Genomic DNA, 12,243 nt, shown 5'->3' on the forward strand with positions numbered 1-12,243 from the left:
ATATGTCTAAAGAAGTAGTAGAAAAGTACATCAACGATCAAATCTACAATGCCGTTAAAGACGGCGAGCCCTATCCATCCCCGCATTAAAATACGGGGATTTCCGGGCGAATTTCATTAAAAAATACTGCTAAAAAAGGAAATACTAAATTAAGTACGTCATTGAGTAATATTATTGAATTAGGCAACACCAGATTAAACTTAGATGGTGAACCTGTTGAATCTAATACACTGCACACTGTTCAATCTGAAATTATCAATAATTATGCTAAAAAGTATGCTATTTACTTAGCTCAGAAGGATCTGCCTAATCGTCCGGTAAAAGTCTTGGAACGAATGCTTTGGGAGTTAACACATAATAAGTTGTCTTATGAAACACAGGCTAAAGACTGTTGTATTAAGGAATGGCAAAATGCTATGTTTGAAATTCAGCTGGATGCTCAGCCACTAGTCATTGTTCATAATCAAATTACTAAAAAATATTCTAAAATCTGCAAGATTAATGAAATTTTTTACAATACGCAACTGCACATGCATGATATTAAGTTAGTTTTTGACTTTGGAAATATTCAGTAGCAAATTCAAATATTATTTAGGAAGGCTTCATTATGACAAAACAAGAAATGCTAGAAGATACGGAACATAGCGATAGGAATATGATGATTATTACCATTTTTCTGACAATTATTCTTTTTTTTAATCTTTAGGCCTAAATTTTGTGTAGTTTGACATTAAGATTTTGGACTAATCCCAGCACATAAAAAATGATTTTGTAAATCAAAAATACCAATAACCCTTATGTTAAGCTACTGGCATTTTCTTTAGGATCAATACATTTTATAATTTAGCTTATAATATTTTGACCCTAAATTCTGTGTAGTTTGGCTACAATGCACACTTGTAGATCAGTTAGAATGCATAGTACTAAGCCGCATCTTTATTGCTCGCTCCAGCATTTTTAATTCATCATAATTTGCTTCCTTTAAGATAAAGTTTTTGGCCTTGCTTTTCCTTTTATTGCGTTCATTTTTCAATCCCTGATTAGTGCCAACTGTTTTCTGATAATATTTGGCATTAGCTATTCTTTTCTTATACTTTCGATATTCTTCTCGCTGATTCAATTTACTATTTACCTTTCGTTATTACGCTCACTAATTAGGTATAATTGCTAATGATTAGTCAAATAGGCTAATACTCGGAGCGGAATCCGAGAAAACTTAGTGTTTGCATTAAAATACATCACATCGTGTTACGGATGTAAAAACGTGATCAGCTTTAGGCTGGTCACGTTTTTTTAACTCATACTTATAATGTTTTTAACTGATATTAGACAATCACTACCTGCTTCATCTTTAGCTTTTATGAAATAATTCAAGTATCCAGATTGTAGAGCTTGTTGAAGCACAATATATGCTTCCTGTAGGGTTTTAAACTGCAATGTGGTAAATCTACCACGTGAAGTAATAATCCTTATTACATGGTCATTATTGGAAGCCTTAGTAGTTTTAGCTTTGCTTGTATCAGTATTTATTACTGAATTATCTTTATTCGTCATTTTCTTCACCTCTTCTTGCTTTTTATTTTTATCAACTAAATAGTTTGCCTTAGTTTTACGAACAACTTGTAAAACTGCCTTTGCTTTGTTATGAACCTGCTTAAAGTGTTTAACGGTTAAATCCATATCTTGTTTTGCATAGTAGTCCTTGTTACCTTCAGAAAAAATTGGCTGTACTGAATGCTGATCCAAGAATTTTTGAATTTGATGAGCAGTAACTGTAGTTTTTTCAGCAATTTCATCAATAGAAAATCCAATATTAAAAGGAGTTCTAATATCTTCTCCCGTTTCAGTTTTGAGCCACCGCTCATATTTATTAACTAAATCATTTTGATTTAAAACATTTTTTTGCTTACCAAAATTTTTAATTACCCAACCAGCCACTAAACTTTGATTATCAGGCATTGGATCATTCTGATGTTGGGTTAACAGTTCTACATTCGTTAATGGCTCTAAAGTCCCTGAACTTTTGATTAAGTCTCTATTGTCTTTAAAGCCGATTACGTCTTTAGGTCTAAGGCTACCTAATTTTAAAATTTCGCCATCGTACTCAAACCATTTGCTGCCTGTAATAATCCGTTTAATATCATCAACAATATACGAGAAATGTATTACGCTATGGCAACTATCTTTCTTTTGATAAACCTTAAAGTTATCTACAATTCCATAATATTGCTTTGGCAAGCTATGCTGTTCTTTTTCATGCTGCAGTATCTTTGGAGGTACTGCTTCTAGCCTTTCAAAATAATGACTATAACGAGAAGGTTGAAATCTGGCGCTAACGTGCCCCCTATTCTTAGCAATAAAGACATTAATATCTTTTTCTCGATGATAGTCTCTTAAAGTTTGTTTAGGGACACCTGCATTACTTAATTTAACAACCCAATCATCTTGCCTATCATAATCAGTGACTAATTGATTAGCAGTAGATTGAGCTAATGTCCTCTTAGTAGGAATTGATACATAAATACCCGCTCCTTTTAGTAGGGTAGCACCTAAACCATATTTATTTGATAAGCCTTTGCTTGAGTATTTAGTAACTTTACTGATACCTCGAATCGTATCACCTACTCCAATTGTTTGTTTATCGGCATTAAGCAAATAACGTATTTCATTGGTTTTTAACCAGACGTGATAATCAAGCAATTTAACTTGATGCAAAGAATTCTCGTAGCAAAACTTATCAATTAAAATTTTGCCGTCTAATGAACTAGTTGTTGGCATGCTAATATCTGCCACTATTCCAATCCAGTTAAGCCATTCTCCCGTATCTCGATAGCCTTTAAGCAGACGATGATTTGAAGAGGGATGCTGATACTTATTTAATTTTTGCTGTATTGAGATTCTCCTAATACGATTAAGCTCATGATTTACACCATATTTCTTAAGGTCTTCATAGGTAGCTGACATTTGGCTAGTATCTGCATCGTGGTTATAAAATATGGTTTTAGTCTTAGATTCATTACTTTTACTGCGAAAACGATGAATCATTGACTTCAATTTCTTATTTTTAATCATATATTTTTTCACCTTCTTTGAGTATCAATAATCAGTTTATGATTTTTACGATTTTTTACCGTTTTGCTAATTCTTACTTAATTGCAAAAAAATAAGCATCCCGATGATGCTTAAAATTAACCTGCGTTTAACTGTTAACTAAAATGAAAACTATGATATGAAATTGTCCTCTGTCCCTGCCCAATATTAGGCAATTGTGGTACTGCAGCATCTTTTTTATCCAAAGACATGCTGGGATTATCTTTAATCTTGTGTTTTAAATTCAAAGAAGAAGTATTATCTTGCTCTTCTACTTTGGGCTTTACTTGAGTATAAGTATAGTTCTTAGTAGCAGTACTAGTTACATTGCTACTGTGCTTATTTACAGTTGTTACGCTGTCTTGATTGATCTGCCCCTGTACTAAGTTTGTAACTGATTTAAGAATTGAATTATCACGCATAAGTGCTTCATGACGCTTATCCAATGACGTAATCATCGCTCTTTTATCTTTATCAAAAATAATATCATTAGTTGCTGTATTGCTATGAGAGCCTTTTCTGCCAGTAATCAATTTACCCACCTGCTTTCCTTACTATTTAATTTTAGGAAATTCTAATTATATTTAGAAAATAGTATTTTCCCACCCTTTTTTGCAAATATTACTTTGTTCTTGCTTACTGCTATTATTTTTCTAGCGAAAGGAGCAAGAAAATGATTAATCGTGTAATCTTAACTGGCAGACCAACCAAAAAGCCAATTCTACGACATACCTCTTCGGGAATTGCTGTCGCACAATGTACTCTAGCTGTTGATCGTCAATATGCAAACTCACAAGGAGTAAGGCAAGCTGATTTTATTTCATTAGTTCTTTGGCGAAAAAGCGCTGAGAATTTTGTCAAATACGTTGATAAGGGACAACTCATTGGCATAGATGGGCGTCTACAGACCCGTACTTATGATAATAAAGATGGACAAAAAGTTTATGTTACTGAAGTTGTAGTAGATCAATTTGCCTTTTTAGGCAGCAATCGCAATGATTCTAGTTCAGGAAGCAATAACCAAAATACTGGCTCTGATTCAAATAATAATCAGACCACTGCCTCAACGCCAACTAAGCAAAATAACCCTGCTAATAATCAGACTACCAATACTAATGCTTCCAATTCAAATAATACCTCTGCTTCATCAGATCCATTTAGTGGAACTGATAGCATTGACATTAGTGATGACGATTTGCCATTCTAAATTTTTTACGATTTAAGGACTTAACTAATTAAGCCCTTTTTAAAATTTAGCTTAACTTTGCAAAAGAGCCGTTGCTATGCGACCTCTTATAAACTCAAAACTGTAAACAAATTTTTGTAAGAAAGAAAGGCATATACGAATGCATAAAAAAATTATCGTTTCATTATGCGCTGTTACATTAATTAGTGTTTTAGGAGCAAGTGTTAAGCCTGCTCCTGCAGCACACGCTGATAACACTGTAACTACACAACGTTTATCTACTACTGCAAGTAAAGCAGAAGTTTTCTCAGGTACTGTAAATCTGATTGATGTTAATGGTAACGTTTTAGGACAAACCTCACACCTTGAAGGACATTATGGTGATCACGTAACCATTACCTTGCCAACTGGCTATGTTGCCGTTTCAAATGGTGCAACTACAATTGATTACATTTTGAACAAAGACCGTACCCCAATTAAGATCCGTAAAATTGGAGATGTTGATGTAGTACGTACTATTCGTCTACATGAACCTGATGGCACAATTAGACGTATCACCCAAACTGCCAAGGCTGGACACACTTTTGCAGAATACACGGTTCCAGTTTTGAAGTATTACAGAGCATCTGAATCTTATATTCCTGCCGAAACTGCTAAGGCCGGCAGAAACAAGGTAATTGATGTTACATATAAGCGGTCATATCCAACTTGGACTGAAGGCGTTAGAGGCTATGATGTTGTAGCTTCAGGCCCAATCACCCGTACTATCAACTTTGTTGACGAAAACGGTAAGAAGCTTGCTCCATCTAAGGTTGAAACTATTAATCGTGAAATCTTAGTTAAGAAGCGTCATATCGGTCACGTATATCCATACCGCTATCGTGTAATTAGCCCAGATAAGACTACTGCATACTCTAATCTTTCACCTGTAACTGCTCAAAAGGATTTATCTAACAGTGCAATTCAAAAGATCAGAAGAGCTAAAGTTCAAGGTTACATCGTACTTGAAGTTAATGGAAATCGTTCTAACTTAGTTGACCCAGCTTACAAGTTGCAAGACGTAGCTGCTCCAACAATTAAGGGCTATACGCTTAAGGATAAGAAGCTTGCTAACATTAATGGCCAATATCTCTGGTTATCAACTCCTGAATCACTTAATGGTAATGCTAAGCTTGCTAGTGGCTTAGATGAATACTTAACCAAGGATACTACAATTAATGTAGTTTACACTAAGAACGGCGCTAAAGCTGTAGCCGGCGGTCAAAACCAAAATAGTAATGGCAATGCCAATGGTCAAAATTCGCAAAGCCAAAACTCTAACAACGGTAATGCCCAAAATTCTAACGGTGGCAATGCTCAAAACTCTAATGGCTCAACCAACAATGGTAATGCCAATAACGGTTCTGTAGGATCAAACTCAGGCTCAGGCAGTACTGGTGCTTTACCACAAACAGGTAACAAGCCAGCTAACTGGCTTATCATGGGCTTTACTTCTGCTCTGTCAGCATTAGGCTTAGGCTTCTTAGCATCACGTAAGCATAAAGCTTAATCTATTACTAGTAATAATTATTGTAATTTTTTCTTGTGGCTATACTAACGAAAAAGGCTAACCAAGAGTCAATCTTGGCTGGCCTTTTTTCAATTCTAAAAAATGTCTGAGTGTATAACGATCTTAACTCTTGAGCTTCAAGCTCATCAAACAGACTTTTAATGGCCGCTTGATTCCATTCATTTACTCTCTATCAACAGGATTTGACAAAGAGCCTTAATAAGTCATCAACAGAAAAAATTATAGAGCCAAATTTATGTTTAAATTGAGCTAAAAATTTTCTAAACTAAGCGCTAAAGCAGAAAAAAAGAGCGACCTATCGCTTTAATTTTAAAATCTGAAATTATTAATATCATCACTTAGTCTTGACGGAATGTACCTTTAACCAATCTGCAGCAAAACGCATATTATCTTCTGAATCTTCACTATTAGTGATATATAAAATAAACTTTAAAGCATCATCTTTATCAGCTTTTAAATGATATCCATTTTCTTGCAGAAAAAATGCAGCTGCATAATAGGATGTTCGTTTATTTCCATCAGCAAAAATATGCTTCTTAGTAATTTTTTGTAAGATAAACGCAGCTTTTAACCATAATGTTGGATATAATTCACGTCCAAACAATATTTGTTGCGACTGCTGAACAACAATGTCTAACCCTTCTGGATACTGCACACCTATAATACCTTTACCAGCTTTTTCAAGTAAACGTTGATTCAAATGGATTAAATCTGTCTTGGTTAAATAGATCATTTATTCTCTAACTCTCGTGTTAATTCTTTATTTTCCTCATAAAATTTATCAATAAAATTATCCAAATCTGGATTAATTGAATCAGCTATTTTGAATGTAATTTTCTTACCATTAGGATCATATTCTTTTTCAAGAACTGTTCCATCTTCTACATGAAATTTAGCTAAATCTCGCTTGGTCAAGCGTAGACTTAATGAGTTTCCAGCTTTAAAAACTTTAGTTGTATCTTGTAACACTTTAATCACCTATTTCATCGTTAATTTGTTATAACTAAATATTACAGTGTTATAACAAAAATGTCAATAGCTCAACTTAATGGCATTGATAGTAAATGTGACACCCTTTTTAGTTTTTACTTAAAGACATTAGATTTCCCCCCTAATGCTTTTTCGTTAGCGTTTTTTAGTTATTGCATATCGCTGCAGATGTTGTCTCTTTTGTTGATAATGCTGATAATCATCCCAATAATGATTCTTCAGATACCTTCTACTCCTTATTAAATGACGTTTGAAAGTAGAATTATAATTTTTATTCCAGTCATTGCTATCATAATCAGACAGCCCATCAACTTTAAAAGTATGATCAATTCTAGCTCGACCATCTTGATAATTAAATTGATAGCCAGGTTGTACGTTAAAAATATAAACATTAAAGTTCAATGTCTTGTCAGTAGTAATTGCCTGCAAGTCAATTCCACGAGCCATTCGTTCAGTTCCTCTAAAAATTGTGGTAGCTGAATATATTACTTTTTTATTTTGCTGCAGTGCTTGCCGCACTTTATTTTCATAAATCGTTTGAATCTTTTGATTCGTATATGCAGTTTGTGTAAATAAGTTCTTAGGATTGTTCTGGTCTCCTGATTGTTCATTAGGAGAATACTGACCTTGCTGGTTAATTCCCGCTGAAACGGAGTAAGCAATTAGATGTCCACGATTATAAATTTGCTTGCCGTGATTAAAATGCCAGCCACTAGGCTGTATGTACTGTCTAACTCGCAATGAGCCATTAGCTAAATTCCTTCGTTCTAAGTATCCCACATTAGATGCTGAAGTGCGATTTAGGTTATCAAGTTGCTGATAAATTACATGATTAGTTTTCCAATCATAGGGATTAAGCTTGGCTCGATCATGATTTACATAGCAATAAGATTTTCCACCACTTTTAAAATTTAGCTGAGCCAAATCAGTATAGTCTGAGTTAGTAACACCAGTTGTACTCTTTTGAAGCTGACTTTTTTGATTTTTAGTACTATGAAAAGCTTCTGAATCATACCCTTCTTGAGAATTAGTTGTTTGTCGGTTTCGTGAGCAACCTCCTAATAAGGATAGTGCCACTAAAGCAATAACACTTACAGTTCTTAAGTTTGTACCTTTTTTCACCGCTTATACCTTCTTTAAGCAAAAACCCATGATAAATGCTTTAAACTGCTGTTTTTTAAAAAAGCGAGAAATTCAGGCAAAACTTTTAGCTTTTCTATCTGCTTACTTTTTTCTTGATAAAGAATCGTCTCAGATGTTAAAGCTCGATAAAATAATTCAATATCATAGTTAGGTAATCGCCCATAGGTTTCGGGATGCAAAAAGAAATGATTCTCTGCTGCTTCTTCACTATGAAGCCCTGCTGCCATTGGCTCAGGTTTATCGTATGGATAATTTGGATAAAAATCTAACTGATTGGCTAGATAAACACGTAAATTTCTAAAATCAATAATAGGTATTGAAATCTGTCCTTTATTTGTCTGCTTTTCAAGATCAGTAAGCAAAAAATAAATATTATCATACTGATTTTTCCAGTTAATCTTTTTACCGTAATCTTTTCCTAATTGGTTCAGAATGAACTTTTTACGTTCTGTGTCTTCCGCAGTAATTATCATTATCAAGCATCCTTTTAAATATTGCATCAGAAAACGCATCTACCATATCAATAGCTTCTTTAGCCTTAGCTAAGCGATATACTCTAGTCCATGCTATCGTCTCTAGCTTTATTGGATCTTTTTGATACCGTTTAAGCAACGAATAGTCAATGCCAGTTTCCTCGCTAATTTTTTTCAAAGAAAAATTACTTTTAGATAAGTATTTTTCGTCTAATAAAAGCTTAGCGCTCCTTAAAACATTATCGGAATCGGCAATTATGAACCCTTTTTTAAGTATAGCTTCGAAGGAAATGGATGAATCTAAAAAATGATTTAAATAGTAATCATACTGAAGTTTAAATAAATACATTTTGTGGATTGATGTATATCGTGCTTTATCTAACCGTTCGTTATCCTCTATCCATTTTCGTAATGTTACAATTGGGATCTTGGTATACTGAGAAATTACTTTTAAAGGGACGGTTCTTTCAACCTTGAAAGTTTTAACTTCCTTTAATTCATTAACTAACATATTTACCACCTTGAAGATTTCTTTAAAATCCTAATTAATTGATTCTTACTTTCTTTATCATCGACTAATCCCAAAAGCTGGTTTCTAAAGTAAATGTCAAACTGGTGATTTAACGGCCTTTCAGCGGCTTTCTGACAATTATTAACTGTCAATACTATCTCCTTCTTTTTATCTTCATTAGGAAGATTATGAGCAAAATAAGTACCAACCATAGTTGCTAAAGCCATATTATAGCTGTCAATATTACTCAGTTTCTCCTTAACTAAATTCAACATAAAATCAATATCTTCAAACTCATTCATAGTAATGTCCTTTCTATATTGTCTGCCATTTATTATTGCACTTATTATTTATATTGTAAATTTTCCCTAATATATAAGGATACCCGTGATCAAATGTGTGTCATATATTATTTGTTATTATCATAAAAGCACCTTGCTTTTGCTCTACTTCTAAGTATTTTAGTGTTTTTGTTAAAATTAATGATTAATTTGCAAAAGCCAAAATGAAATTCTGAAATTGTAACCTAAAAACAGAAAATGAATTAAAAATAAGAGGGATAAATATGAGCTACATAACTAATGGTCATAGAAGATTCACAGGGCGTGAAATTTCAGAAGAACTTGTTAAGAAAATGAAGGGAGAAAAGCAAACCACCGTGTCTGTGGATCAGCTTCCTAATATAATCTCTACTTACTTCGATCAGATAGCAGATCACCTAAGTTCAGGTGATTCAGTGGTAGTCCTACACTTTGGCCGATTTGACGTAGTAAAAAGTAAACAATCAAATTTTGAAAAAAATCAAAGAAATAAGTCAAAGAAAAAGCATGATTATCAGAAAGTTAAGTTCTCTGCTGTAAGAAAATTAAAAACTCGTTTAGCACAGCATGCAGATAAACTTAATTAGTTTTTATATAATTTATATTTAGAACTTAATTTATTTATATAAAAAATATTATTAATTTTTGTTTTAAATTTCTATTTGGTGTCAATAGTTTAATTAATATTCACCTGCATAAATTAATTTATTTAATTGAATAATATCTAAATAATATATCAAAAAATGGAGAAGATATTTTAGCATCTTCTCCGTTTTTTGCTATTTATATATTTAATTTATGTATTTTATATAAAATTAATAAGCTTATTTCATATATGATTTTCCACTTAATTTGTTAATTTGATGCCTTTCTGTAATAGCAAAGAAAATAAAAACGACTGGAACAATAGCTCCACAAAACAAATTAATTATTAAAAGTATGACTAACACATCTAAATGCTGCCACGCTTCATGTTTTAATCTTTGCTCTCGATATTCATAATAAAGTCCTAGGCTTAACGAAGCAACACCTGGTAGCATGAATGCTCTATATGATATCGAAAAAATTGCTATTACGATAGTAATTACCCCTATTGTCAAATTTATCCAAGTTGCTATTCTCATATTGAAGTTTATTTTTCGGTTTAGCACTTTTATTCTTTGATCTAAGCTAGTTGTCATTATTTGCCTCAAAATAATGCTTCCAAAATTTATTAATATTGTCCCTTCTAGTTGCATTTGTATTCAACTTGAAAACCTTTACCGGCCCTAAAACATGATCCTCTGGTACAAAGCCAAAATATCTGCTATCATTTGAGACTTTTCGGTTATCTCCCATAACAAAATATGCACCTTTAGGCACTTTTTGTTCGTCTGTATGAGAATGCCATAAATGCATTTCTGACAATGAAGCTAAATTCCAGTTGCCAGTATTCTCCTTATTTCTTTGACTTGAAGAAATATAACTTTGGCTAACCAATTTGTCGTTAACATAAAGTCGTCCATTATGAGATCTGACTGTGTCGCCTTCTGCCCCTATTACTCGCTTAACATATATCTTTTCCGGTGTCTTACATTGAGGGTCAACACCGTATGCATCAAAACAAACTACGGATCCTCTATGTATTGGGACGAATTTCTTAAAACAAAAAATAGGTTCTCCATTGTACAAATTAGGTTCCATTGAAGGGCCTGACACATGTACCGAATAAACAAAATGATGTGCAATAAGCACCATACCTACCGACAAAAGTACTGGCCATAACCAAGTCCAAATTTTCCATAGAAAGCTTTTAGTTTTTTCTTTCTTCATTGCTGCATTATTCAAAATTGTATCCTTCCTTTTACATTCTTGTTGTCTTTAGTCTACTTGGTCTTTAGATAAGCAAGTATTTTTCAAAATTTAGGCTTTTTTTAGCTTTTTACAGTAAGGAATTAAAAGCACTTAAAATTTTTTTAGTTACTTTAGGGAGGAAAATACATGTTTGAGCCAAAAGTATCAGTAAATCCAAGGGATATTTATGTTTATCAGACAAATTTACCCAATCCTTATGATTTACTTCAATTAACATATATTAATGCTAGTGATTATCAAGGAAACAAAATATACCTAGATAAGCAACATCTTATTCTAGATACTTCCAAAGTAGATTACAGTCACACTGGAACTTACACCGTATCAATATCAGTTATGGATAATGAAATGAACATGACACTTGACTATTTAACGATACATGTACTGTCACCTGAAGAGGCAGACAGAATCAATGCTAAGTATCAATCACAGCAAGTGCCTGAAAAGACAACTAAACAAAAGAATCATAAGCATCGTAGATCAGGTGGCTTACAACCTATTAATCGTGAAAAAGGTATTAGATATTTTGAAAAGCATGATTCTTCTAGTCCTAGCAAGGAATTGAAAAGCAAAAAAAATAATCATATTTTTGACCGAACCAGTACATATTTAATTATTGCTTTAGTTACTGCTTCTCTAGTTGCCTTCGCATATTACATGTTTTTCTAATAAGGTAAATTGCATGATCAGCTTCATCATATTTCATTGGTATTACTATGTAGTACTTTTTGTACTATCAGCAATATTTTCAGTTGTCTTATCAGATGTCTTTCATAATCCGAACAACACCAAAACGACTAAAAATCAATTTATTCGTCACTATTTCCTAGATTTCTTAAAAATATTCATTGGAGGATCAATTCTTTTATCAATTTTTATTATTTGCTTCGAAGATTTACTTACTCGGCTTAGCTGTCAAAAAGATTTATTGAGTTTTGCTGCTATTATAATTTGGGCAATTTTAGTAATTTATCAGAAAAACAAGCGATAAATCTAAACACATTCTCCATTTACTGAGCAACCTGTTTCATTTTAAATATTGAATATATTTTTTGCATCTTTAATTAATATTATTTTTATATTTTATTTATATTTTATTTATATTT

16 protein-coding genes and 1 pseudogene are annotated in these 12,243 nt (G+C 32.7%); 6 read left to right on the forward strand and 11 right to left on the reverse strand.

Translation table 11 applies throughout. The features are described from left to right. A pseudogene (locus BLP58_RS10150) lies at positions 1-89 on the forward strand (IS200/IS605 family transposase); the annotation flags it as partial. Positions 90-161: 72 nt separating this feature from the next. Next, entirely contained in the window at positions 162-575 is a 414-nt protein-coding gene (locus BLP58_RS10155) for a hypothetical protein (protein ID WP_013851362.1), read from the forward strand. A gap of 329 nt (positions 576-904) precedes the next feature. Here BLP58_RS10155 and BLP58_RS10160 read toward each other — a convergent pair whose 3' ends face one another. The 3 genes from BLP58_RS10160 to BLP58_RS10170 form a co-directional block, all read right to left on the reverse strand. Next, positions 905-1,120, reverse strand: a complete 216-nt coding sequence (locus BLP58_RS10160) for a hypothetical protein (RefSeq protein WP_013851361.1) — start codon at positions 1,118-1,120, stop codon at positions 905-907. 173 nt (positions 1,121-1,293) lie between these two features. Next, positions 1,294-3,072 carry a hypothetical protein gene (locus BLP58_RS10165; protein ID WP_013851360.1) on the reverse strand — a complete coding sequence of 593 codons (1,779 nt, stop codon included), beginning with the start codon at positions 3,070-3,072 and terminating at the stop codon, positions 1,294-1,296. 134 nt (positions 3,073-3,206) lie between these two features. Further along, positions 3,207-3,632, reverse strand: a complete 426-nt coding sequence (locus tag BLP58_RS10170) for a hypothetical protein (RefSeq protein WP_013851359.1) — start codon at positions 3,630-3,632, stop codon at positions 3,207-3,209. Positions 3,633-3,763: 131 nt separating this feature from the next. On the opposite strand from BLP58_RS10170, the gene ssb reads away from it, so the two are divergent. Next, a complete protein-coding gene (gene ssb / locus BLP58_RS10175) occupies positions 3,764-4,297 on the forward strand; it encodes a single-stranded DNA-binding protein (RefSeq protein ID WP_013851358.1) in 534 nt (177 codons plus the stop codon). 139 nt (positions 4,298-4,436) lie between these two features. Further along, a complete protein-coding gene (locus BLP58_RS10180; RefSeq protein WP_013851357.1) occupies positions 4,437-5,825 on the forward strand; it encodes a MucBP domain-containing protein in 1,389 nt (462 codons plus the stop codon). A 355-nt stretch (positions 5,826-6,180) separates the two neighbouring features. Here BLP58_RS10180 and BLP58_RS10185 read toward each other — a convergent pair whose 3' ends face one another. The 6 genes from BLP58_RS10185 to BLP58_RS10210 form a co-directional block, all read right to left on the reverse strand. Continuing rightward, on the reverse strand, positions 6,181-6,579 hold the full coding sequence (locus BLP58_RS10185; protein WP_013851356.1) for a type II toxin-antitoxin system death-on-curing family toxin: 399 nt from the start codon (positions 6,577-6,579) through the stop codon (positions 6,181-6,183). After that, entirely contained in the window at positions 6,576-6,815 is a 240-nt protein-coding gene (locus BLP58_RS10190; RefSeq protein WP_013851355.1) for an AbrB family transcriptional regulator, read from the reverse strand. Before BLP58_RS10190 ends, BLP58_RS10185 begins: the two co-directional genes overlap by 4 nt. A gap of 156 nt (positions 6,816-6,971) precedes the next feature. Continuing rightward, on the reverse strand, positions 6,972-7,958 hold the full coding sequence (locus BLP58_RS10195) for a DNA/RNA non-specific endonuclease (protein WP_013851354.1): 987 nt from the start codon (positions 7,956-7,958) through the stop codon (positions 6,972-6,974). 14 nt (positions 7,959-7,972) lie between these two features. Next, the gene (locus BLP58_RS10200; RefSeq protein WP_013851353.1) at positions 7,973-8,452 is read right to left on the reverse strand and encodes a hypothetical protein; all 480 of its coding nucleotides are present in this window, start codon (positions 8,450-8,452) and stop codon (positions 7,973-7,975) included. Continuing rightward, positions 8,421-8,963, reverse strand: coding sequence for a hypothetical protein (locus BLP58_RS10205; protein ID WP_013851352.1), 543 nt, complete (start codon positions 8,961-8,963; stop codon positions 8,421-8,423). The genes BLP58_RS10200 and BLP58_RS10205 overlap by 32 nt, the downstream gene beginning before the upstream one ends. Before the next feature lie 2 nt (positions 8,964-8,965). Continuing rightward, entirely contained in the window at positions 8,966-9,265 is a 300-nt protein-coding gene (locus tag BLP58_RS10210; RefSeq protein WP_013851351.1) for a hypothetical protein, read from the reverse strand. A 263-nt stretch (positions 9,266-9,528) separates the two neighbouring features. Between BLP58_RS10210 and BLP58_RS10215 the strand changes: the two genes are divergently transcribed. After that, a complete protein-coding gene (locus BLP58_RS10215) occupies positions 9,529-9,870 on the forward strand; it encodes an HU family DNA-binding protein (protein WP_013851350.1) in 342 nt (113 codons plus the stop codon). Between the two features lie 237 nt (positions 9,871-10,107). Here BLP58_RS10215 and BLP58_RS11980 read toward each other — a convergent pair whose 3' ends face one another. Together BLP58_RS11980 and lepB are read right to left on the reverse strand one after the other, a co-directional pair. Next, positions 10,108-10,464: a hypothetical protein gene (locus BLP58_RS11980; protein WP_025084165.1), complete on the reverse strand. Its 357-nt coding sequence runs from the start codon at positions 10,462-10,464 to the stop codon at positions 10,108-10,110. After that, a complete protein-coding gene (gene lepB / locus BLP58_RS10225; RefSeq protein WP_013851348.1) occupies positions 10,454-11,110 on the reverse strand; it encodes a signal peptidase I in 657 nt (218 codons plus the stop codon). The genes BLP58_RS11980 and lepB overlap by 11 nt, the downstream gene beginning before the upstream one ends. Before the next feature lie 153 nt (positions 11,111-11,263). Between lepB and BLP58_RS10230 the strand changes: the two genes are divergently transcribed. Beyond that, positions 11,264-11,806, forward strand: coding sequence for a hypothetical protein (locus BLP58_RS10230; RefSeq protein WP_013851347.1), 543 nt, complete (start codon positions 11,264-11,266; stop codon positions 11,804-11,806). The last annotated feature ends 437 nt before the right edge of the window (positions 11,807-12,243 follow it).

Source organism: Lactobacillus kefiranofaciens (genome assembly GCF_900103655.1).
Lineage (GTDB): Bacteria > Bacillota > Bacilli > Lactobacillales > Lactobacillaceae > Lactobacillus > Lactobacillus kefiranofaciens.